This is a genomic window from Affinundibacterium flavidum, from assembly GCF_014284175.1.
In the GTDB taxonomy this organism is placed as follows: domain Bacteria; phylum Pseudomonadota; class Gammaproteobacteria; order Burkholderiales; family Burkholderiaceae_D; genus Undibacterium; species Undibacterium flavidum.
Genome location: NZ_JACOGA010000005.1, coordinates 172812 through 195804 on the forward strand (window position 1 = coordinate 172812; position 22993 = coordinate 195804).

Annotated in this window: 19 protein-coding genes; 11 read left to right on the forward strand and 8 right to left on the reverse strand. The window is 46.4% G+C overall.

Features of this window, described 5'->3' with window-relative positions:
* The first annotated feature begins 29 nt into the window (after positions 1-29).
* Positions 30-887, forward strand: coding sequence for a DUF3800 domain-containing protein (locus H8K55_RS06915; RefSeq protein WP_186941344.1), 858 nt, complete (start codon positions 30-32; stop codon positions 885-887).
* A 334-nt stretch (positions 888-1221) separates the two neighbouring features.
* Complete coding sequence (locus H8K55_RS06920) at positions 1222-2091, forward strand: GIY-YIG nuclease family protein (protein WP_186941345.1); 870 nt, start codon at positions 1222-1224, stop codon at positions 2089-2091.
* 232 nt (positions 2092-2323) lie between these two features.
* On the opposite strand, the gene H8K55_RS06925 is transcribed toward H8K55_RS06920, so the two are convergent.
* Positions 2324-2989 (reverse strand): hypothetical protein, encoded by a 666-nt coding sequence (locus tag H8K55_RS06925; RefSeq protein WP_186941346.1) that lies wholly within the window; start codon positions 2987-2989, stop codon positions 2324-2326.
* A gap of 88 nt (positions 2990-3077) precedes the next feature.
* Between H8K55_RS06925 and H8K55_RS21770 the strand changes: the two genes are divergently transcribed.
* The 8 genes from H8K55_RS21770 to H8K55_RS06960 all read left to right on the forward strand — a co-directional run bounded on the left by H8K55_RS21770 (position 3078) and on the right by H8K55_RS06960 (position 11191).
* Positions 3078-3527: an SIR2 family NAD-dependent protein deacylase gene (locus tag H8K55_RS21770; RefSeq protein ID WP_230408513.1), complete on the forward strand. Its 450-nt coding sequence runs from the start codon at positions 3078-3080 to the stop codon at positions 3525-3527.
* Positions 3528-3647: 120 nt separating this feature from the next.
* On the forward strand, positions 3648-3914 hold the full coding sequence (locus H8K55_RS21775; protein WP_230408514.1) for an SIR2 family NAD-dependent protein deacylase: 267 nt from the start codon (positions 3648-3650) through the stop codon (positions 3912-3914).
* Between the two features lie 944 nt (positions 3915-4858).
* Positions 4859-7270: a bifunctional diguanylate cyclase/phosphodiesterase gene (locus H8K55_RS06940; protein WP_186941348.1), complete on the forward strand. Its 2412-nt coding sequence runs from the start codon at positions 4859-4861 to the stop codon at positions 7268-7270.
* Complete coding sequence (locus tag H8K55_RS06945; RefSeq protein WP_186941349.1) at positions 7257-8141, forward strand: hypothetical protein; 885 nt, start codon at positions 7257-7259, stop codon at positions 8139-8141. Before H8K55_RS06940 ends, H8K55_RS06945 begins: the two co-directional genes overlap by 14 nt.
* Positions 8142-8166: 25 nt before the next feature.
* A complete protein-coding gene (locus tag H8K55_RS06950) occupies positions 8167-8823 on the forward strand; it encodes a methylamine utilization protein (RefSeq protein ID WP_186941350.1) in 657 nt (218 codons plus the stop codon).
* 97 nt (positions 8824-8920) lie between these two features.
* A complete protein-coding gene (locus H8K55_RS06955) occupies positions 8921-10069 on the forward strand; it encodes an amidohydrolase family protein (protein ID WP_230408515.1) in 1149 nt (382 codons plus the stop codon).
* Positions 9988-10326 (forward strand): amidohydrolase family protein, encoded by a 339-nt coding sequence (locus H8K55_RS21780; RefSeq protein ID WP_329605007.1) that lies wholly within the window; start codon positions 9988-9990, stop codon positions 10324-10326. The genes H8K55_RS06955 and H8K55_RS21780 overlap by 82 nt, the downstream gene beginning before the upstream one ends.
* Before the next feature lie 166 nt (positions 10327-10492).
* Entirely contained in the window at positions 10493-11191 is a 699-nt protein-coding gene (locus H8K55_RS06960; RefSeq protein ID WP_186941351.1) for a FadR/GntR family transcriptional regulator, read from the forward strand.
* A 217-nt stretch (positions 11192-11408) separates the two neighbouring features.
* Here the strand turns inward: H8K55_RS06960 and H8K55_RS06965 are convergent, their stop codons facing one another.
* The 5 genes from H8K55_RS06965 to H8K55_RS06985 form a co-directional block, all read right to left on the reverse strand.
* Entirely contained in the window at positions 11409-11819 is a 411-nt protein-coding gene (locus H8K55_RS06965; RefSeq protein WP_186941352.1) for a DoxX family protein, read from the reverse strand.
* A gap of 251 nt (positions 11820-12070) precedes the next feature.
* Complete coding sequence (locus H8K55_RS06970) at positions 12071-12772, reverse strand: pirin family protein (protein WP_186941353.1); 702 nt, start codon at positions 12770-12772, stop codon at positions 12071-12073.
* A 150-nt stretch (positions 12773-12922) separates the two neighbouring features.
* Entirely contained in the window at positions 12923-13444 is a 522-nt protein-coding gene (locus H8K55_RS06975; protein WP_186941354.1) for a hypothetical protein, read from the reverse strand.
* 87 nt (positions 13445-13531) lie between these two features.
* Complete coding sequence (locus tag H8K55_RS06980) at positions 13532-16447, reverse strand: EAL domain-containing protein (protein ID WP_186941355.1); 2916 nt, start codon at positions 16445-16447, stop codon at positions 13532-13534.
* Between the two features lie 147 nt (positions 16448-16594).
* On the reverse strand, positions 16595-17899 hold the full coding sequence (locus H8K55_RS06985; protein WP_186941356.1) for a dipeptidase: 1305 nt from the start codon (positions 17897-17899) through the stop codon (positions 16595-16597).
* A gap of 273 nt (positions 17900-18172) precedes the next feature.
* Here H8K55_RS06985 and H8K55_RS06990 point away from each other — a divergent pair, with 273 nt between their 5' ends.
* Positions 18173-19150 (forward strand): Stealth CR1 domain-containing protein, encoded by a 978-nt coding sequence (locus H8K55_RS06990; protein ID WP_329605005.1) that lies wholly within the window; start codon positions 18173-18175, stop codon positions 19148-19150.
* Between the two features lie 452 nt (positions 19151-19602).
* Here the strand turns inward: H8K55_RS06990 and katG are convergent, their stop codons facing one another.
* Complete coding sequence (katG, locus tag H8K55_RS06995; RefSeq protein ID WP_186941357.1) at positions 19603-21825, reverse strand: catalase/peroxidase HPI; 2223 nt, start codon at positions 21823-21825, stop codon at positions 19603-19605.
* A gap of 294 nt (positions 21826-22119) precedes the next feature.
* Positions 22120-22962: a formate dehydrogenase accessory sulfurtransferase FdhD gene (locus H8K55_RS07000; protein WP_230408516.1), complete on the reverse strand. Its 843-nt coding sequence runs from the start codon at positions 22960-22962 to the stop codon at positions 22120-22122.
* Positions 22963-22993 lie beyond the last annotated feature (31 nt).

Consider the following 22993-nt stretch of genomic DNA (forward strand, 5'->3'; position numbering starts at 1 on the left):
ATTCATAGACTGCAATGTAGATAGCAATTATGCCGCCAGAAAACACAGACACTCAGCCCAAACAATTCTCATTATTTGAAAACACTGACCCCAAAACTGCACAAGCGGATTTAGCATTGCCGCCCACCGGAAAATTCAGTAACTACGTGGTATATGTTGATGAGAGCGGTGATCATGGCATGCAAACTTTGGACGAGAACTATCCCGTTTTTGTTTTGGCATTTTGCATCTTCCACAAACGCTACTATTGCGAAACTGTCGTACCGGCATTAGAAAAATTTAAGTTTAATCATTTCGGTCACGATCTTATTGTCTTGCATGAAAACGAGATACGCAAAGAAAAAGGGAACTTTAATTTTTTCCAAAGTCGTGCGCACAAACATGCGTTTCTGAATGAGTTAACAAACATTATCGATGCCAGCAATTTTATTTTGGTTAGCTGTGTGATCGATAAAACGGAATTAAAAAATAAGGTCGGACAAGAGACCAACCCATATCACCTCGCGCTTGGATTCTGCCTTGAAACCCTCTATGAATTTTTACAGGAAAAGAATCAGGATGGCGCTACCACGCACGTCGTGGTGGAGCGCAGAGGACCAAAAGAAGACAATGAACTCGAATTAGAATTTCGCCGTACTTGCGACGGCGAGAATCGCCTGAACATTCCACTCCCGTTCAACATCATTTTTGCAGATAAAAAAGTGAATTCAACAGGATTGCAACTCGCAGACTTAGTTGCTCGCCCAATCGGCATGCGCTTCCTTCGCCCTACACAAGACAATCGTGCGTTTGATGTGCTGAAGAAAAAATTCTATTGTGATGGCGGCAGAGAGAACGTCGGCGAAGGATTTGAAAACTGGGGTTTGAAAATTTACCCACAGCCATAAAGCGAAAAGCCCCGATGAAACTCACCGAGGCTTAGACGCCGACCAGGAACCCCCAATCCACTTGAGCAGAATTATAGCAAAGCAGCGTTAAATCACAAGTGGAATTATTGAAAATATCGCTGTTACAACGAATGCTGTTCGCGCTCTAGAATGCCAAACAGACATCGAAATGATAGGTTAAGCGTGCGCCAATCTAGGTCTAATTTTAATTAATTACAAACCTACTATTTTGTATCGAAAATCTGTAAGCCATTGAAATAAATAACTATTTCCATTTAATCACAAATGTCACCATGTTGCACTTATAGTACTTAAAATCTGAAGAAACTCATCCATGTCCCAACCATTCTCCCTAAAAATCTTCGTAGCCACCGGCGACCCAGACGGCCTGCGCATCGTCGAACGCAGCAATTGGATAGGCAAAGCGATTGTGTTCCCCCGGCCTTTGCTACCGACCATAAAACAACGTGAAGAGTTTGCGCAAACGGGTGTCTATCTTTTGCTTGGCCCGCGCCCTGATGGTGATGGCGAGATGATTTATATAGGCGAAGGTGATCCAGTAAGACCGAGAATGGAGAACCATTTCAGCAATAAAGATTTTTGGACACGGGCAGTCTTTTTTGTCGCAGGTTCTGGTCAGCTCAATAAAGCGCACGTGCAGTTTCTTGAATCGCAATTGATCCAACGTGCCAAAGACGCAAAGCGTATGCGTTTGGAAAATATCAAATCTGAGACGGAACCTACGCTATCAGAAGCAGACCGCGCAGACATGTTGGTGTTTCTCGATCATATGTTGAGCATGTTGCCTGTCTTGGGTATATCTGCTTTTGAAATGACACGCGCAACCGACATTCGCGTTGCGGACATAACGCTTTTGAACTGTGTCGGCAAGGGTTTAAAAGCGCAGGGATATGAATCCAATCAAGGCTTTGTCGTGAAGGCGAATTCGCAAGCGAGTGTCGAACTCACTGCATCTATGCAGCAACAAATGCACGGCATTGTCGATCTACGTCAAGACTTAATCGCCAACGAAGTATTGCAGCGAGTCGGCGATTGCTATGTCTTCAAACAGGACTACAGTTTTTCTAGCCCATCCACCGCTGCAGCAATTATTTTAGGGCGCAGCGCTAATGGTCGTACCGAATGGAAAGATGAAACTGGTCGTACGCTCAAAGAGATACAAACGCAGCAGGCTGGGCTCTAATGAGAATATAACAAGCCATTCAAAACCTTTTCCCCTTTTTGAAAATTAGTGGAATACGGACACTGCATTCGGCATACGTGGCATTGAATGCAATGTAACGCGAAGAATTCATAGTTTCGCTAAAGAACTAATCACTTCCTCTCTAACCTTAGCCCATAGGAAAAGAAGGTACGGTCGCTGCGCAGTATCGACAGTCTTTTAGACTCAAAAAAACTTTGATGATTACAACCGCTTAATTCCCATTGCGCACCACCGTGTGATATTTTTCATTTTTGAGTTTCTTCAAGTTTTCACGTTGAATTACCAACTCCATTTTTTTAAGTTCTTTCTCTATCTCAAATCGTAGATCAAAAACCGCGATATTTTTATTTAATAAAATAAGCTCAGCTTCTTTTTTCTGGTTCTCAAGATTAATTGATTTTTCAGATTTTGCCTGCACTTTCCCCCATTGCCATAGTTTCACCGCACCGAAGGCCGAAAATATGAAGGTGAATAATAAACTCAACTGAAATCCGGTTTCAGGATTTCTTACGAAGTAATTTATTTTGTTCGGTGGCGTGCTTGTAAATTTTTGCAGTTCCAATATATGATCATTTATATCGTCGATTCGTTTTTGCCAAAGCAAAACTTGAGTCTTCGACTTCAAATTTTTATTTATATGCACTTCATCACATGGCATATCATCATCGCCATTTAGCTTCGAAATGCAATTAGTCAAATCCCAGCGTAACCTTTTTACTTCATCAATGTTTTGTCGATGGGCATTATATTGATGGCTCCTAAAAAGCTCATCGGCAAAACTGGACGCGAATGATCCACTGGCGAATGCTAGCGCTAAGAAAAACAGTGCTAGTACAGAATTCGGACTGTTACTTGCTGGAGAAAATGGAAGATTCATTTATATTTATTCCTAAACTAAATTAACAATATAGAAAATCTTAACACGTAGAATTTTTTGCAAAATAGAATTTAGAATATCTACCCTTATGCATAAAAATATTTCCCAGTCTATTCAAAGTACGCTCACTTATGCAACAGATCTAATCGGCGAAGCAGATGCCCTCGTGATTACTTCCGGTGCAGCCATGGGTATAGACTCGGGTCTACCAGACTTCCGCGGCGAAAACGGTTTCTGGAACGCCTACCCTGCTCTCGGCAACTTGGGAATCAACTTCACTCAAATCGCAAACCCCAAAGCATTTCAACGACACCCAGAATTGGCTTGGGGTTTCTATGGGCATCGCTTGCAGCTTTATCGCAATACGATTCCGCATGAGGGCTTTCAGTGCTTGTTGAAGCTAGCAGAACAGATGCCGCTAGGCTTGCGACACTTCACCAGCAATGTCGACGGCCAATTTGCAAAAGCGGGGTTTGAGTCACGTCATATCACGCAATGTCATGGGTCAATTCACATGCTGCAATGCATGGATCAGTGAGGGAATGAAGCTTGGCACGCAGATGAATTTCAGCCTATCGTTGATGAGTCCAACTGCATATTAATTTCACCTTTACCGCGCTGTCCGGTTTGCGATGTTTTAGCCAGACCGAATATTTTAATGTTTGGAGACTGGGAATTTGAAGGCCACCGGTACGCACAATCACAATCCAGCCTTTTGACATGGTTCGCCCGCGCATCACGTCCAGTGGTAATAGAAATTGGCGCTGGCACAGCGATTCCAAGTGCAAGGCATTTTGGCGAAGGACTTGATTGCCCTCTCATAAGAATTAATCCATCAGAATCTGAAGTTGGCTTGCATCGAGATATCAGTATTCCTTTGGGTGCGAAGGAAGCACTGTTACGAATAGCAGATGCGCTAGTCTAATTCACGATTGAGCTATTTATTAAAAATGATCTCAAATGCCAACTGGCATGTCTGTTGTATCTGCTCCGGTAAAAGTTTGCGATTTTGTGGAATGCGTGCCGCGTCTCGAATTACGTCATTGACGTTCGAGAATGTGCTTTCACTCAACTTCAGAACGGTATCCTTCAACTTCTTACTTAAGTCGGGGCTAACGCGCCTCTCCCAAGTATCATGGAATTCTTCAAGTAACGCTCCGAAAAGTTCGATAGTATCGTAGATATACAGTACGTCTTGAGCTTGCTTTAGCGCAGGACGATCCTTTTGGATTAGAAATTTCTGAATGATGAAGCAAAGCGGGTTGGCTACCTTAATGTCCATTGATGATGGTATCGATTCATAAATGCAATCAAATCTCTGGAAAAAAAGTATGGATCAGTTCGCTTTGAAGAGGCATGCAAGTATGCAGTAGAAAATAAGATTTATGATACTTCAACAATCAAACGAATCTTGGCTAGAAATCTTGATCGACTTCTTTCAATCAATCGAAGTAATGCAAACAACGAAAAACAAGAAAACGTGGCAAGTTCGGAACACAACAATATTCGTGGCGCCGAGTATTTTCAAAAAATATTAAATGAAGAAAATATTGAGAAGGGAAACAGCACGGTGAAGGCGCGTGGCTCAACTAATGTAAGAGGGTATTTTGAGTACTACGCTCCCAAGTAGTGTTGTCGACTTACGTTAATCCTGAACGTAATCATTAAGGAAATCGAAGCCATTTTTTTCACGTCAAAATTTTCTTACATGTTTTTTGTCGTCTGCTTTTCCCCACCCATTTTTATCCAACACACCACGCCCGCGACAGCTTCCCTTTGTTACCCACAAATAGTGCGCTATGATGTTTCTTTGCATTAAGTCATGTGACTTATTCGGAACTATCTCTTTTTGCCGCTATCGGGATTAACATGATACGTATTCGCAAACTGCATACACGGATCATCTTTGCTTTTTCTGTCTTGCTGTCGATGGTGTTGATCGTCGAGCTGGCAGTGGTGAATAGCGTGGTTTCTCAGAGCGCGAATGAGGCGGTTGAGCATAATTTATTGGCGGGCGAACGGCTTTTTAATTCCATACAAAAAGACAATATCAAACGGCTTTCGCAGTCGGCCGGTATCCTGACCTCCGATTTTGCGTTTATCAAAGCAACGGCGACGGGTGATCACAATACGATTGTTTCTGTGTTGCTCAATCATGGTGGACGAATTAATGCTGACATCTCGATGTTGGTCGCCCCCGATAATCGCTTGATCGCTGATACCTTCCGCAGTAACTCTTCCGATCAAAAATTTCCCTTTCCAGAGTTGATCAAGCGCGCCGAACAACATGGGCAAACCACGTCTATCGTCATGTTGGATGGCAAGCTTTATCAATTAATCGTCGTTCCTGTCATGGCACCGCTACCCGTTGCCTGGCTTGCATTAGGCTTTGTGATCGATGACAAATTCGCAAAAAATCTCAAAGATCTGACTGGATTAGAGGTTTCTTTCTTAACCCCAATCTCAGGACAAGAACGCTTAAACGTACTCGCCACCACCCTGAGTGCCAATCGGGCTACAGATTTGTCCAGTGATCTGAGAAAAATTTCCGAAACTTCCGGAGCCAGCACGAAGGTGTTAACACTCGCTAACGAAGCCTATCTGGCGCGAATTGATCATTTGAAAATCGATGATGGCACACAAGCGATTACGGTTTTGCAGCAATCGCTAGATGTTGCGCTAGCACCACTATTTAATTTGCGTTGGATTCTGACTGCACTTGGGCTTTTTGCATTGATGGCGACCTTGATTGCGGGATACAAAATTGCACGAAATATCTCCAAGCCTTTAGTGGATTTAAGTCTGGTCGCACAAGACATCGAAGCAGGACATTATTCTCAAGCGATGGTCGTAGCGCGAGATGATGAAGTCGGACAACTTGCGACTGCATTTCAAAACATGTCTAAAGGTATTGCGAGTCGCGAAGAGAAGATCAGCGAACTCGCTTATCGCGATCGATTGACCGGGCTTGCCAACCGCACCTCTTTCAATATAGCGGTCACAGAGGCAATTAACTATCCGTCTGGGCAAGCGACTACTTTTTCTATTCTGCTGATTGATATAGATCGATTTAAGGAAGTTAACGATATCCTAGGACATCATATCGGTGACCTGTTATTACAAGAAATCTCTCGTCGCTTACAAGCATCACTGGATCAAAACCGGACTCTGGTCGCCCGTCTTGGCGGCGATGAATTCGGCATCTTTGTCCCAACGATAGATCAAGACGAGACGATCAAATTGTCGCAACTGATCCTAGCGGCACTCGACCAGGCGATTTCTTTAGAAGGTCATCAACTCATTGCCAGTGGCAGTATTGGAGTGGTGCAATTTCCGACCGATGGTGCAGATTTTAATGCGCTATTGCGTCACGCTGAATTAGCGATGTACACCGCAAAACGCGGCAATAGCGGCTTTGCGCTGTACGACCCGAGTCTGGAAAGCACGACACAACAAAATTTATCTTTGATGGCGGAACTCAAACACGCAATCGAGCACAATGAACTTCAACTTTACTATCAACCTAAAGTAGATCTCCGAAGTAATACGATTAGCGAAGTTGAAGCACTGATTCGGTGGATACACCCAAAACGCGGCGTCATTCCTCCGGATCAATTTATTCCTTTTGCTGAAAGCACAGGATTTATCGCAACAATCACTGAATGGGTCATCGAACGCGCGCTAGAGCAACGCGCAGCTTGGCAGACAATCGGTCTTCCCTTATCCATCTCCATCAATATTTCCGCGCGTGATTTGTTGAATGCGAAACTCCCAGCAAAATTTGCGCAGTTGATGCAAACGCACAATGCCTCACCCGACTGGCTTAGCCTTGAGATTACCGAAAGCGCGATCATGACCGACCCCAAAGGGGCGATGCATGTGCTGAATCAATTGCGACAAAGTGGTCTTCACATGTCGATTGACGATTTTGGCACTGGCTATTCTTCACTCGCCTATCTGAAAAAATTACCGGTAAATGAACTCAAAATCGATAAATCCTTCATTACCGATATGGAGAATGATCCCGACGATGCCACCATCGTGCGATCAACTATCGATTTAGGCCACAATATGGGTCTACGGGTCATCGCCGAAGGTGTGGAAAATCAGGCAACCTGGGACGCTTTAATGGCCATGGGTTGCGACTCCATCCAAGGCTACTTTGTGAGCAGGCCATTGGCGCCTGAAAAATTAATGCTATGGATACAAAATTCAAATTGGAAATTTAGCCCTTCAGCGCATCCTCATCTACCAGCAGGTACCGACCATGTCTCTTCATAAACACAGGTTCTTACCCGTCGCGACTTTACTCCTAATCGCTAGTGCAACGACGGCACAAGCCGACAATTTCGCGCAATTCGATACGCGCTTGCGTTATGACAGCAATCTCGGAAATGCAAAGCGGCCTTATATCGTTAGCGATAGCAGTCTGATGACAAGTTTTAGCATAGGCCAACAGCACTTTATCGACGACAGCAATTTCAATTTTTCGTATGCTGCCAAGCTATCGAATGAAAGCTTCAATCAGCTCACGGGATTGAGCCGTTCTGGTGCTGGCTTACAAATCAATGGAAAGAATAAATTTGGCATCGGCCCTTACGCGCCTAGTGTGAGTCTGGGATTCGGGTTGGAACGTCAAGCGTTTCGCGATAAAGAACGTAATGCGACATCGCATCAAATCGAACTCAAAGCCAGCAAGCGCCTTTCTGCAAGCTTCAATCTCTGGGGTTCAGTCACTACAGAAAAAAACCACGCTGATCATCAAGAGCGCGTCGAATACTACGTCCCTGGCACAACATTTGAGACGAGCAATCGTGTCTACAAACTCAATCTTGATTTCGCCCAAAATGAATCAAGCATCTGGAATATTAGCTACGCCATCCGTCGGGGCGATGTCTTAGTCACGACCAAAGCGGACGTCGCTTACATCTACGCGATCGCCCGTGCGATTCGTCCCGACAATAGTTTTGGTGCGAATCGAGATATCTATCGCTTAGACGGCAGCACGCAAACTTTATCGGCTGGGCTCACGCACGGCATAGACAGCAACTGGTCGGTCAATGTCAATCTTCAAAAACACTGGACCACAATTCCAAGGGGCACAAACTATCAACGTCATGTACTTGCCCTCAGTGCTAGCTACCAATTTTAAAAAATCAATTTTAAGGACAAATGCCATGCACATATTGAAGCTCAAGAGCTGGGCGATCATTTGCTTATGTCTTTCAAGTTTGGCGCAGGCAGGCGAGATTCGCGTCAACGTCAAAGACCAACAAGCGAAACCAGTAGAAGATGCAGTGCTATTACTGACTCCCGTCGATCCTGCCAAAATGCCGCGACTCAAACCTAAGGATGAGGTCGTCGATCAGATTGATAAAGAGTTTATGCCCTATGTCAAACCTGTGGTCGCAGGATCAAAAATATTTTTCCCTAACAAAGATAATGTGCGTCACCACGTATATTCATTTTCACCGGCTAAGTCCTTCGAAATTCAACTCTATTCAGGCAAATCTGCCGCACCAGTGACACTAGACAAACCCGGCATCGTTGTTCTTGGTTGTAATATTCACGATTGGATGCTTGGGTATATTTATGTCGCTGACACGCCCTATTTTGGCAAGTCGAAAGCGGATGGCACGATCGTGATCGAAGGGCTACCTGAAGGCGACTATCAAATGCGCATTTGGCATCCTGGTATGGGGATGACGGCAGGTGAATCAGGAAAACAAGTCAGCATCCACGACAGCGGCACGATGCAACTCAATTGGCAAATCAATGTCAAACCAGTGACAAGAATTTCTCGCAAGAGCTCAAATCAAGATCCGGGATATTGATTCTGCTCATTCAGTACGATCTTAGTTCCTATGATAGCCCCCACTCACTTAGCACGCTGCGCATATGTTCAAATTCAAAATACTGTCTACTTTTTTTGTGGCACTTAGTCTCAGTACAAACCTACTTGCCGCAGACAAAATTCCCGCTGATTTATCGTTGACTGGTGCCCGCATCATTGATGTCGCTGGCGGCCGGACCTTGCTTGGTAAAACGGTGTTAATCCGTGGCGATAGCATTTTGGCGGTGGTTGATCAAAAAGACTTGAGTCGCTACGCCCCTAAGCACACGGTGAATTTGCGCGGTAAATATGTGATGCCGGGCTTGTGGGATACCCATGTGCATTTTGGTGGTGGAGCAGAACTGATTGAGGAGAATAAACACCTCTTGCCACTGTATCTGGCGCATGGAATTACTGCCGTGCATGATTGTGCTGGCGACTTATCCGATACGGTATTGAACTGGCGCGCCAAGATTGCGAGTGGTGAAATGTCGGGGCCAACGATTTTTACTTCAGGTGCCAAATTAGAAGGTTATAAGCCTTTATGGAAAGGAACAATCGAAGTTGGTACGGCCGAAGAAGTCAGTGCGGCACTCGATAAGCTGCAAGGACAACAAGTGGATTTTGTGAAGATCACAGAGAACACCATGACTCCTGCCATCTATCTGGAAAGCTTGAAGCAAGTCAGAGCGCGAGGCATGGCTAGCTCTGCGCATATTCCTGTGCAACTCACTTTGGATCAGGTCTTTGCCGCAGGCTTGAGCAGCATAGAACATCAATCCTATTTGTTACGTGCCGCAACGCCGGAAGAAGCAGCATTAACCGAGGCGGTGGCGCAAGGAAAAATCACCAGCAAAGAAGCGATGAAGCGCAGTCTTGCCAGTTATGATGAAGCGACGGCGCGCGCTGCCTTTCGACGTATGGCTGCGGCGGGAACTGCGATTGTGCCCACGCTATATGGCTCCTACGTCACGGCTTACCTCGATCAAAACGATCACAGCCATGACGACTATCTGCAATACATAGGCAAAGGTTTGCGCGCGACGTATGACTGGCGCGTACAACGGGCTGCACAAGACGATGCAGAGGCGATTAAAACGCGTCATGCGCTGTTTGAAAATCCGCTTCTTTACTGCCGATTCTGGCGCAAGAAGGTGTCAGCATTATCGCCGGTACCGATGCCGGATTTCTCAATTCATTTGATTATCCCGGCATCGCTTTGCATGATGAAATTGCTCTATACGTGAAGTATGGATTAACGCCAGCACAGGCCTTGCAAAGTGCAGTGCTCGCTGGCCCGCGACTACTGGGCAAATCAGATCGCTATGGCAGTATCAGTAAAAATAAAGTAGCGGATTTATTAGTATTAAATGCTAACCCTTTAAAGAATATCCAAGCCACACGGGATATTTATCTGGTGCTAAGCCGGGGTAAAACCTACGACCAGGCAAGTTTGAAGAAAATGTTAAACGACACCAAGAACTGGGTCGCCAATCCGCATTAATCGGAGAAGACACGGCACAATGGGAATAAAACCGGGCCTATCGTCGGATTTCGTAGGAAATTGACATTCCAAGACGACGACATGGCTTGCGACATTGGACAGACCAATTTAGAATAAACCTTGTCATTTTTATCCCCCCTCTACTTCTCTTACCTCCTAAGATTCAATGAAAAAAGTTGCTGCTGCAGTCGAAACTCTCGCCCCTGAACCACGCTTGTATCGCGTCGTTTCCGCCCGCATTCAACAACTGATCAAAGAAGAAAACATCGCCGCTGGTGAGCGCCTGCCATCTGAGCGTGATTTAGCCAGCAAACTCAACGTCAGCCGCGCTTCATTACGTGAAGCATTGATCGCCTTGGAGCTAGGCGGCATCGTTGAGGTTCGTGGTGGTTCTGGCGTCTATGTGAGTGAGCAGGCAAAAGCCGAAGCTGATGTCTTAGAAGTAGGCCCTGGCCCGTTTGAAGTCCTTTCTGCACGTCGCCTCATCGAATCGGAAGTCGCTGCAATCGCAGCCAAAAATGCAACCGACTCTGCTATTGATGCGATTTTAAAAGCGGTATTAGAAATGGAACGCCATCATGACAATCGCAATGAAAATGAAATGGCTGATAGAAATTTCCATCTGGCGATTGCCCGCGCGACTGGCAATAGTGCCTTGGTTGGTGTGATTGAATATTTATGGAATCAACGCGGCAGCTTGTGGCACAAGTTGAAGGAACATTTTCAGACTGAAGAATTACGCAAGCAAACTCTGCTCGATCATCGTGCCATCTTAGAAGCAATTGCTGCGCATGACGCGAATGGTGCGAAACAAGCCATGCGGGCACATCTGGATCGCGTTAGCCGAACTTTTTCTCGCGGTTGATTTCAACTAAATTTAGGCTCACAGACGTTAGCTTAGATAATCTCTTGGTGCGGATGCAACCTCATAGGCGCTGACCAAACCTCAATATTAGCGGTAAGCCGGATAGATAATATGTCCCCGCCCCTTCAAGGGGCGGGTTAGTGTGGGGATGAGTTTGATAACTAATCATTCTTTACTATTGATCGGCGGTGCTTGGCCAAACCCACCGCAAATTCAATCAAGCCCCACGTCGTGCATCCAGACTCCAGCCACCGGCGCCGAATGCTGCGATTGCCATCAGGCCGCCAGCGACGGCAATGTTTTTGAAGAATAACAATTGCGTGACATAAGTCTGATCTGCTGGTACTGCCCAATAGGCGTGGAAGATGAAGGAAGCGACCAAGGTGAAGAAGGCAAGTGCCAGCGCAGCGTAGCGAGTTCCGAGGCCAACGAGCAGCGCGATGCCGCCACCGATTTCAAGTATGACTGCCGCCGCTGCTGCTAGTGTTGGTGCAGGTAAGCCGACGGAAGCGATGTAGCCTACCGTGCCAGCAAAGCCGGTGATTTTGGCGAGCCCTGCCGGTAAAAATAAAGCGGCGATTAAGAGGCGTCCTGCGAAGGCTAAGGGATTTTGTAATTGATTAAACATGATATTTCCTTTTAGTGAGTGATCGACTGATGTAATGTTGATTGCTATTTTGTGGCTATTCTTCCGAACCGAACTCGAATATCGCTCGGAAGAATTCGCATTACTGCATTGCATTTCTTAATAATGTTCCTAATTCCGAACCACCCTCACCCTCTTCCGCTTGCGGGAGAGGAAAAAGCGAGGCCCGACGTTTTTGGCTCAATTCAAAGCTAATAAGCCAATAGGCAATTCATGCTGCTTGATTGTAAAAACTACGCAGCCAGATCAAAGACCAATACTTCGGCATCTTTACCCTGACTTAACTGCAAGCGACTTTCGTCTGCGATCAGTAGAGCATCGCCACCACTTAATTGTTGACCATTCACATTTAACTCACCGCGAATCAGATGCACATAGGCTTTGCGTGCGGGGTTCAAATTGATTTCTGCTTGTTCTGCTCCATCAAATAAACCAGCATAAAGCGCTGCATCGGCATTCATGGATACTGAATCTCCCACACCATCGGGTGAGGCGACCAGACTTAATGCGCCACGCTTGCTGGTGGCCGGTATGGTTTTTTGTTCATAGCCTGGCTCGACGTTCAACAACTTCGGGCGTATCCAGATTTGCAGGAAATGGGTTTGTTGACCTTCAGCGTGATTAAATTCGCTGTGGCGCACACCCGTCCCTGCACTCATGCGTTGCACGTCACCAGGTGGAATGCCTTTCACATTGCCCATGCTGTCTTTGTGTGCAAGCTCACCAGACAAGACATAGCTAATGATTTCCATATCACGATGGCCATGTGTTCCAAAGCCAGTGCCCGGCGCAATACGGTCTTCATTGATGACTAGTAAATTGCCCCAACCTGTATGTTCAGAATCGTAATAGTTGGCGAAGGAAAAGCTGTGTTGGCTTTTTAACCAGCCATGATCGGCGTGGCCACGGTCTTGTGATTTTCTTAAAGTAAGCATGTTGATCTCCAGTTAGGCGCATCAGCTTGTTTAGCTTTAGAACTAAGGCTGATGCGATGGAAGAATTATGCTACGAACAAAAACCGTCTTGGCTGAGCTGCTTTGAAGACATCGTTCAAATTTTTTGAACGATGTTGTTTATTTAAAATTTTACTTAAAATTTAAGGCCAAGGTAGACGAAAAATCGACTGCGGCCCATTCTTTGGCTAAAGCCAGTGCTGGTTGAAATAAGGCAGTTTTGGGCTCTACCTCGGCAAATGAATAGGGCGCCGTGTTCCTTGCGCTACAAGCCATATCGGAGGCGTAGATAAACATCTCAGTATCGAACTCGCCTGCCCATAATTGCGTTTGCAAAGCTTCGACGATGGCTTCTACCTGCACAGCTTCCGCAGTGACATCCGCGGTCACGTCACCAGTAACGTCACTAGTAAATTCAGCATTGCTTTTATCATGCACGCTTTCCATCACAAACGTCGGATCTGCGCCGCGAGCGACTAAGCTGAGAAAACCAAATTCAAACGGCAATGCGGACTCCACAACATAGTGGATCAAATCATGCGGCAAGATGCCCTGTCTTGGCATGCTGCATTGGCTGCTACTACCATCGGCTCTGACAAAACTAAGTTGATCATATTTATCGGTCGGTGCGTTTTTTTTGGCAATGAGTTTCATAAGCTTGATTGGCGAACAGTTCAACTCTAAGTTTTCAGCTAAATTTTCAGAATGAAGCGCCTATGGTAATTCGGCTCTTGGAATTTGTCATGCCCTGCTTTGATGCTTACGGATTAATTCTAGTACTTGCTCTGCGGGCAAAGGTTTACTAAATATATAGCCTTGAAATTCGTCGCAGCCTTGCGCCATCAAGAAATCTGATTGCGCTTGGGTCTCGACGCCTTCAGCGATGGTCTTAAATCCCAAGCCTTTCGACATTTGAATAATCGCACTCACAATCGCTCTATCGTCTGAATCTGTGGCAATGTCGCGCACAAATGATTGGTCGATTTTGAGCTTATAGACTTTAAATTTTTTCAAATAACTCAAGGACGAATAGCCCGTACCAAAGTCATCAATTGCTAAGCGTATGCCCAAACTATGAAGTTCATTCATGACGGCGATTGCATTCACAGGATCGGCGGTCGCGACACTTTCAGTCAATTCGAGTTCCAGGTATTCCGGTGGCAAAGCAACCTCATTTAAGATGCCCGTAACTACACCTTGTAAATTGGGGTGGCGGAATTGGATCGCAGATAAATTCACCGCCATAATCATGGGCTTGAGGCCAACCTCGATCCAGGCCTTTAACTGTAATAAGGCGGTACGCAAAACCCACGCACCTATCGGAATAATCTGCCCATTGCTTTCTGCTAAAGGTATAAATTCGGCGGGTGAAATAAATCCAAGTTCAGGATGCGTCCACCGTAATAAAGCCTCTACCCCGATCACGGTCTTACCATCCATAGTCATTTGCGGTTGGTATACCAATTGGAACTGATTTCGCTCAAGCGCATAGTGCATGGCACTTTCTAATTGCAGCATACGTGTCGTGCGTTGTTGCATAGCTTTGGCAAAAAAACGGAAATCATTGCGACCGTCTTCTTTGACTTTATTCATCGCAGTGTCTGCACTAAGGAACAGACTCTCGCCATCGGCACCATCTTGCGGAAACATTGCAATGCCTATCGAAGGCGTCAACACGACTTCCTGGCCTTCAAACAAAAATCCTTTTGCGACGACCTCTAACACCTTCCCTGCCATGCGCGCAACTTCATCTTCATTCACGTCTTCTAATACCAACGCAAATTCATCGCCAGCGATACGGGCAACGGTATCAGTAGGTTTGATAATTGATGTCAATCGTTTGGCAATTTCTATCAACAAAGCATCACCAGCATTGTGACCTAAGGTGTCATTGATGTGCTTAAAGCGATCCAGATTCATGTACAGCAAAGCCAGACGTGAACCTGAGCGTTGAGCAGCAGTCATCGCATGCTGCATGCGATCCATCATTAGCTGGCGATTCGGTAATTCAGTCAATAAATCGTAATTGATCAGCTTCTCAATACGGCGCTCCGCTTCTATCTTGGCGGTGATATCGACCACCGATGCCAGAACATAATTACCGTCTTGCGCGGCAATTGGGGTCAAGCCTATCTCTACCCGAAACTCATCGCCATTACGACGTCGGGCAAATAACAAGCGACCTTGCCCCATGGCACGATCTTCAGGCGCTTGCATATACTCTTCAAAATTGCGTTGATGATTGTCTTGTACTGCGCTTGGCACCAAATTATTGAGATGTAAGCCGACCAGACCGCCGTCGGTGTAATCAAACATACTCTCAGTCTGCGAATTGGTGAGCACAATAATGCCCTTGGCATTCACCATAATCATCGCATTCGGTGATGCTTGGACTGCGCTGCGGAAACGACCCTCTTCTATTTTTCTGGCGGTGATATCGGTATGCGAACCTAGCACTCTTTCTACCGCACCGTTGTTAGCTTTGATTTTTTCACCACGGGAAAAAATCCAGCGATAACTTCCATCCTTATGTCGCAATCGAAATTCATTTTCATATTTCGTCATCGATGGCGTATTCATGAAAAGCTCGAAAACATCCACTGCAGTTTGTCTATCGTCGGGATGTAGCAACATCAGCCAAGTATCGTAGTGGTTCGCCAATTCATGCGCGGCATACCCAACTTGCTGCTTCCACACAGCAGAAAACATCGTTTCTTTGGTGATCCAGTTCAAGTCCCATAGACCGGTATTTGACGCAGTCACCGTTAATTCCAGATTTTGTTGTGAGGCCTCTAGTTCGCGATAAGGCCGTTCTATCGATTCCACAACCACTGCTCGATAGATCAAGATATAGGCAATGACTTTATATAGGTGACCGAGCACATTGTAGGCGCCGGTTTTAGTCGTATATAAAGTAAAAAAGAATTCTCCCATCGCCATCACGCAAACAGCCCCCCACACTAGGCTGATGTCTAACACTTGCGGTGACTTTAGTCTTTTCCACAGAATCACAGCGGTGACGATGTTCAATGCAATAATTAGGTATTCTAGGTCTTTCTTAAGTGGAGTGAGCCCTGACCCCGGGATAAACCAAATCGGGAAATAGTCTTCGTGTACAACCACCAACCAGCTAAACACGACGGACGCCGTCAACACCGACAGAAACATCACATACTTCACTGAACGCTTCGTCATGCGTTCAAAAGATTGCAAGGCGAAAGTCAGCAATCCCAAGGTCGCGATAAATCGCGCAGCCATCCAAAAATTTAGATATTTATTGGTGTCATTTTCAGTAAAAAACTTCGCCATTCCCGGATAGGAAAGCGTATGCGATAGATCCAAAAACGACACCACAAAAAACAAGCTGGATAACACCGTCAAGCTATGTGGGTAGCCGCTATCTCTGGAGTTCCACGCGACGACGAATACCATTAATGAGATAAAAATGGAGATAATTTCCATGGTCGTATGCAACACCAAATAGTGTTCCATGCCATAGTAATTTTCTGGAGTAGGGATAAAGTAGGAAACGACTTGCACGATGCCCAACAACACTATCCATTGTAAAACCGTGGACACACCAGCCAGATGTGAATGGTGTATGCCCAGCTTATGCTCCAAAAAATCTTTGAGGGTGACATCGATATTCGCAACCATTTCTCTACCTATTAAAGACTTACCGCCAGATTTCCTTAGACTTGCGTAGCGAACTCCTTGCGACTTATTTCAACTCACTTATTCAACCAACTTAGTTCAACTCACTTATTTCAACTCACCTATTTCAACTCATTTATTTCAACTCATTTATTTCAACTTACTGAGGCTCCCCTCACCACTAATCTTGCGATTCTGGATATTGGCGACTTTTTCGGCTTTCGACAGAGCACGTAAGAAATTTTCGCCTAAGACTTGTTTAATCTCAAACTCGGTGTAACCACGGCGCAACATTTCATAGCTGACCAAGACCAGATCTTCCATTCCCTGCATACCTTTAGGCAGCATAGGAATACCATCGTAATCAGCACCGATGCCAATGTGGTCTATGCCAGCGATTTTTTTGATGTGATCGATATGATCAACGATGCGGGTGTAGTCACCGATATAGATAGGGTGTGCTGCGTACAATTGGCGCTCTGCTAGCGCTCTGGCTTCTGGATTATCTTTGAACTGGACTTGTAAGGCCTCTAATTCCGCTTTGAGCTTCGTATCGCGTTGTTGATATTCCGCCTGCGTTCTGGCATCTAAGAAAACCGGGAAGAAATTGATCATCACTACACCGCCATTTTTTACCAGCCGTTTTAACACAGCATCGGGAACATTACGCGTGTGATCGTTGACACCTCTTGCTCCGGAGTGCGATGCGATGACTGGTGCGGTCGATATGTCGAGTACATCGTTCATGACTTTTTCTGAGACATGCGAGATATCGACCAACATTCCTAATCGATTCATTTCACGCACGACGTCTTTTCCAAATGGACTGAGTCCATTATTTTTGGGGACATCATTGTGGGCATCTGCCCAAGCGTGGGAGACATTGTGCGTCAGGGTCATGTAACGTACACCAAGTCGATAAAAATTACGCAAAGCATAGAGCGAATTTTCTATCACGTAACCACCTTCTATACCCATCATCGCGCAAGTCTTTTGCTGTTTTTTTGCCTGGCGAATTTCAGCGGCTGTGGTGCATGCCGACAATGCTTGGGGATGACGCTCAACTTCCCGATTGCGACTATCGATCATATCCATCGCTCTGTGCATAGCACCGCCCGTTTTAAGCGTATCGCCTGAAACGTAGATAGAAAAAAATTCAGCAGTCACGCCACTCGCTTTGATACGCGCTAAGTCCGTATGGAAAGGATCGCCATCTTTGTGCCAGACACCGACCGAATTCGTCGCCAGATTAAAGTCTTCATCGACTAAGGGCGTGGGAATATCGTTATGGCCATCAACAATAATGGCAGAACGATGAATTTTGAGCGCTTGCTGCCAAAGTTTGACATCTGCACCAACTGGCATTGTTTGCGCCGAAACGGTAGCTGCACAAGCAGTCAGTAGCAAACCCGAACATAGCGCAGTGAGAGAATACTGACGACGAAGTAATTTCATAATTGAGGCTCACGAAGCTGTGAATAAGAGATGTCTAGCATAGTCGGACTACCTCAAATTCACAATGATTGCGAGAAATTGTGGTTCATGATTCGGTTCAGTTGTTGTAGCAATGGCCTACAGGCGACTTGCATCTGCGTTTTCAGGTAGAGTGCGGGGTCTGTTGTTGTGCTTCCATCGCTGTATAAACACAATTTGTATCGGGTAAATGCCCACAGTCGCACTACATGAAGTTTCTAAAAAACACGCTTATCAACCCAACTGCTCGCTGCTGTGAATCACTCTCAACACAAAATTGATATTGTCTATCTATGGGTGGATGGCGCAGATCCAGTTTGGCGCGCCAAGCGTCAAGATGCGTTGACGAACTCCAACGATGTAGAGCGAGAAAAGCTGGCGCGTTACGGAGATGTCGCAGGACGTTATCGCGATAACCAAGAGTTACGCTTCAACTTACGCGCCTTAGAAAAATTCTTCCCCGAGCATGGGCACATCTATTTGGTCACGGACGGCCAAAGGCCAGACTGGCTCAATTGCTGCGCTGGGATGACGCTGATTGACCATACCAGCATCATTCCAGCGTCTGCCTTGCCAGTATTTGATTCTGGCCATATCGAATCCTATTTACATCACATACCGAATTTATCCGAAAAGTTTATTTACCTTAACGACGATGTATTTTTTGGTGCGCCTGTGTCTGCGGAAAATTGGTTTGGTCAACATGGGGTTGCGGTGTTCAAAGAACAAATGCATGTGCCTGATTATGGCGCATTGCAAAAAGATGAAACCGCCTTAGTCAACGCGTCTATTTTATCCAAGCAATGGCTGCAACAACGTTACCCGCAATATCAACATGTGCATCGCATCTTCGCCCATGCACCGCGTCCCATGCTGAAAAGTGTATTGCTAGAGTTGGAAAAAGAAGCGCCAGAGTTATTTGAGCAAGTCAGGCAAACCGTATTTAGAGACTGGCAGCGACCGCCGATCGTGCCCGATTTGGTGCCGCGCTGGATGTTACATCGTGGCCTCGCGCATTTACGGGAAATTGAGTATCGCTATATTTGCAGCGGCGATGCCGATGCGGCGCAACAGTTTGAAGACTTAGGTGAGCGTTTTGGTGAACTGGCGTTTTTCTGCATCAATGACACTAGCGACAATGCGGCATCGGATGATCCGCAGTTGTTACGAATCCGCGAGACTTTGCTGGGATTATTGCCTTTACCTTCACGGTTTGAAATAGATGGCGACTAATAGCATGCATTCGAAATCATGAAGCAAGGCGCTTGAACAAGATACGCCGAAATTATTAGTTAGCGTAGGTCTATATTTGTAGGGCGAGTGCAACCCGCGCCGCACATAGTTCGGCCTCGGTTGCGCCCCGCTCTGGCGGCGCAGGTTGCACCCATAGGTGCTAACCAAACATCAAAATTAGCGGTAAGCTGCGTAGATATTATGTCCCCGCCCCTTCAAGGGGCGGGTTAGGGTGGGGATGGGTTTGATTTGAGCAAGAAATGTCGTCAATTATCCGACTAAAACCCATCCCCATCCCGACCTTCCCCATACAATTGATAGGGGGAAGGAGAAAACCGAGTCCGTCTGCAGTTTCGCACTATATCTTAATTTTGGTTAGCGCCTATGGGGTTACATCGTCCCACTTTTCACGATTCTCCTTAATGGAAGAGAAGAGATTTCTTAACTACTAATCACACCAAGTCGAAGCGATCCGCGTTCATCACTTTATTCCACGCCGCGATGAAATCATGCACAAATTTTTGCTGCGCATCGCTGCTGGCATAGACTTCGGCCAAAGCGCGTAATTGTGAATTGGAACCAAACACCAGATCGACTGTGGTGCCCGTCCATTTCACTTCACCAGTATGGCGATCACGACCTTCGAGCACGCCTGCTGTGCCGGACGGCTGCCACTTGGTATTCATATCAAGCAGATTGACGAAGAAATCATTGCTCAAGGTTTCTGGTCGCTTGGTAAATACACCGTGCTGTGTCTTACCTGTGTTGGCATTCAAGGCGCGCAAACCACCGACTAATACAGTCATTTCTGGCGCACTTAAATTGAGCAATTGCGCTTTGTCGATCAAGAGCTCAGCCGCATGTTTTTCAAAACCTGCACGCACATAGTTACGGAAACCATCGGCTGCTGGTTCTAATACGGCAAATGATTCCACATCGGTGTGCTCTTGCGCAGCATCCATACGCCCTGGTGTGAACGGCACTTGCACGTCTTGCCCCGCTTTTTTTGCTGCAGCTTCAATCGCCGCTGCACCCGCCAAGACAATCAAATCTGCCAAAGAGACTTTTTTACCGCCTGATTGTGCTGCATTGAATTCTTGTTGGATTACTTCTAAAGTCGCCAACACTTTTTGTAATTCCAGCGGTTGATTTGCCTCCCAATCGCGCTGTGGCGACAAGCGTATCCGTGCACCATTAGCACCACCACGTTTATCACTACCACGGAAGGTCGATGCGGATGACCATGCCGTGTTCACCAACTGAGAAATACTTAAGCCAGAGGCCAACACTTTTGCTTTCAATGTAGCGATATCCTGTGCATCCATCAAGGCGTGGTTCACCGCAGGAATCGGGTCTTGCCAGATTAATGTTTCGCTCGGCACTAATACGCCTAAATAGCGTGCTACAGGCCCCATATCACGATGCGTTAATTTGAACCAAGCACGTGCAAATGCATCGGCAAATTCGGCGGGATTTTGATGGAAACGACGGGCGATTTTTTCATAAGCAGGGTCAAACCGCAGCGACAAGTCCGCTGTAGTCATCATCGGCGGATGCTTCTTCGATGGATCATGTGCGTCTGGAATCAAATGCTCTGCTTTGCAATCTTTCGCCACCCATTGTTTCGCACCTGCCGGGCTCTTCGTCAATTCCCATTCGTAACCGAACAGCATGTCAAAATAACCGTTGTCCCAGGTCGTAGGATTCGGCTTCCAAGCACCTTCGATGCCGCTCGTGGTTGTATGCACACCTTTGCCTGAACCGAATTTATTGATCCAACCTAAGCCCTGCTCTGCGATATCTGCGGCTTCTGGTTCTGCTCCGACTAAAGACGGATCTCCAGCACCGTGTGCTTTACCGAAAGTATGACCGCCTGCGACCAAGGCCACCGTTTCTTCATCATTCATCGCCATCCGTGCGAAGGTTTCGCGTACATCGCGACCAGATGCGACTGGATCGGGATTGCCGTCTGGACCTTCTGGGTTCACATAAATCAAACCCATTTGTACCGCGGCCAAAGGGTTTTCTAAATCACGCTTACCTGCGCTGGAGCCCGCATAACGGCTATTCGCTTTATCACTCGTTGCCAACCATTCGGTTTCTGAACCCCAGTAGATATCTTCTTCTGGTTGATAAATATCTTCACGACCGCCAGCGAAACCAAAGGTCTTGAAGCCCATGGATTCCAGCGCGACATTACCCGCTAAGATGAACAGATCCGCCCAAGAAATTTTGCGACCGTATTTTTGTTTAATCGGCCATAACAGACGACGTGCTTTGTCTAGATTGCCGTTATCTGGCCAACTATTTAAAGGCGCAAAACGTTGGTTACCTGTACCGGCACCACCACGACCATCGGATACCCGATAAGTACCGGCTGCATGCCATGCCATACGTATCATCAAACCGCCGTAGTGACCCCAGTCAGCAGGCCACCAATCTTGCGAGTCCGTCATTAAGGCTTTGAGATCTTGCACCACCGCATTCAGATCAAGCGACTTAAACTCTTTTGCATAATCAAAGTCTTCGCCCATAGGATTCGACTTGGGTGAATGTTGGTGCAGAATATTTAATTTAAGTTGATTCGGCCACCAGCTTGCATTAGTCGGTGCGCCTGCGGCGACGGCGTGCTTAGCTGCACCATGGTTGAAGGGGCATTTTGCTTCGTTGGTCATATCAATCTCCTAGGATAGGTTGAAAACAAGTTCAATAACAAGTTCAAAACTGCGATGGATTTGATTCTAAAGAGCAAAGACCGATAGATCAATGCAATTAAATTTATGACTTCGATAAATTTTAACTAAATATATTCTCGGGACTTAGGTAAAAAAGCGCTGACCAGAGCTTCATTTCGTAGGGTGCGCCGTGCGCACCACACACATTAACCATATTCGGTGCGCATGGCGCACCCTACCGACGCGATTAATTCTTGAGTTCGACATCAATTTTGCGTAAGTTCCACCGCAATATCAAGCCAGCTTGAGCGCGGCGTCAATCAAATGGGGCTCGTAAATCAATCGATGTTTTGCACTCAGCAACAAAAAGTGTTTGCCACTACAGCGTGCCAGCAAGGCCATCTCGAGTTTTTGCGCGACCATGTGCCCCATTTGCGTAGTGCCAGAGCGCGACAGCAAAAATGGAATACCCATCTGCGCGCCTTTGATCACCATTTCGGAAGTCAGGCGGCCCGTGGTATAAAAGATTTTATCGCCACCCGCAATATCGTCTAACCACATCAAGCCCGCAATCGCATCAACGGCATTGTGCCGACCTACGTCTTCAATAAAGTACAGCAACTCGCCACTATCGGAAAATAAAGCGCAACCATGTACCGAGCCTGCGCGTTTATAGACCGATTGTTGGGTGCGTATGGTTTCGACAATCCGGTACAACACCGATTGCTTTAATTTTGCGTCAGCGGGCAAAACCAAGGTGTCAACTTCATCCATCAAGCCACCATACACTGAGCCTTGACCACAACCGGTGGTGACCACTTTTTTGGCAGTACGTTCTTGAATATCCGCAATACCATGACGCGTGGTCACAGCCGCCGCATCGACCGACCAATCGACTTGCACCGACATGATTTCATCCAAGTTGCGCACCAGTCTTTGATTCCGCAAATAGCCTAACACCAATGCTTCGGGATTCGACCCCAAAGTCATCAAAGTCACCAGTTCGCGCTTATCAACATACACCGTCAATGGTCGTTCTGCGGGGATCGCAATCACTGAACTGCGCCCGCGTTCATCCATCACCTCGACGTCTTGCGTGAGGTGGATGCTACTAGAGGATAATCGCGGGCGGTACATCGTCGTCATTCCTTAATATCCAATATAGTTC

What these genes read in the sequence shown, in the direction of transcription:
- H8K55_RS21770 (WP_230408513.1), top strand. Translation starts at nt 3,078, where the DNA reads ATGCATAAAAATATTTCCCAGTCTATTCAAAGTACGCTCACTTATGCA.
- H8K55_RS06945 (WP_186941349.1), top strand. Translation starts at nt 7,257, where the DNA reads ATGTCTCTTCATAAACACAGGTTCTTACCCGTCGCGACTTTACTCCTA.
- H8K55_RS21775 (WP_230408514.1), top strand. Translation starts at nt 3,648, where the DNA reads ATGTTTGGAGACTGGGAATTTGAAGGCCACCGGTACGCACAATCACAA.
- H8K55_RS06915 (WP_186941344.1), top strand. Translation starts at nt 30, where the DNA reads ATGCCGCCAGAAAACACAGACACTCAGCCCAAACAATTCTCATTATTT.
- H8K55_RS06980 (WP_186941355.1), bottom strand. Translation starts at nt 16,447, where the DNA reads ATGGTTGCGAATATCGATGTCACCCTCAAAGATTTTTTGGAGCATAAG.
- H8K55_RS06960 (WP_186941351.1), top strand. Translation starts at nt 10,493, where the DNA reads ATGAAAAAAGTTGCTGCTGCAGTCGAAACTCTCGCCCCTGAACCACGC.
- H8K55_RS06985 (WP_186941356.1), bottom strand. Translation starts at nt 17,899, where the DNA reads ATGAAATTACTTCGTCGTCAGTATTCTCTCACTGCGCTATGTTCGGGT.
- H8K55_RS06950 (WP_186941350.1), top strand. Translation starts at nt 8,167, where the DNA reads ATGCACATATTGAAGCTCAAGAGCTGGGCGATCATTTGCTTATGTCTT.
- H8K55_RS06975 (WP_186941354.1), bottom strand. Translation starts at nt 13,444, where the DNA reads ATGAAACTCATTGCCAAAAAAAACGCACCGACCGATAAATATGATCAA.
- katG (WP_186941357.1), bottom strand. Translation starts at nt 21,825, where the DNA reads ATGACCAACGAAGCAAAATGCCCCTTCAACCATGGTGCAGCTAAGCAC.
- H8K55_RS06970 (WP_186941353.1), bottom strand. Translation starts at nt 12,772, where the DNA reads ATGCTTACTTTAAGAAAATCACAAGACCGTGGCCACGCCGATCATGGC.
- H8K55_RS06940 (WP_186941348.1), top strand. Translation starts at nt 4,859, where the DNA reads ATGATACGTATTCGCAAACTGCATACACGGATCATCTTTGCTTTTTCT.
- H8K55_RS06965 (WP_186941352.1), bottom strand. Translation starts at nt 11,819, where the DNA reads ATGTTTAATCAATTACAAAATCCCTTAGCCTTCGCAGGACGCCTCTTA.
- H8K55_RS07000 (WP_230408516.1), bottom strand. Translation starts at nt 22,962, where the DNA reads ATGTACCGCCCGCGATTATCCTCTAGTAGCATCCACCTCACGCAAGAC.
- H8K55_RS06925 (WP_186941346.1), bottom strand. Translation starts at nt 2,989, where the DNA reads ATGAATCTTCCATTTTCTCCAGCAAGTAACAGTCCGAATTCTGTACTA.
- H8K55_RS06920 (WP_186941345.1), top strand. Translation starts at nt 1,222, where the DNA reads ATGTCCCAACCATTCTCCCTAAAAATCTTCGTAGCCACCGGCGACCCA.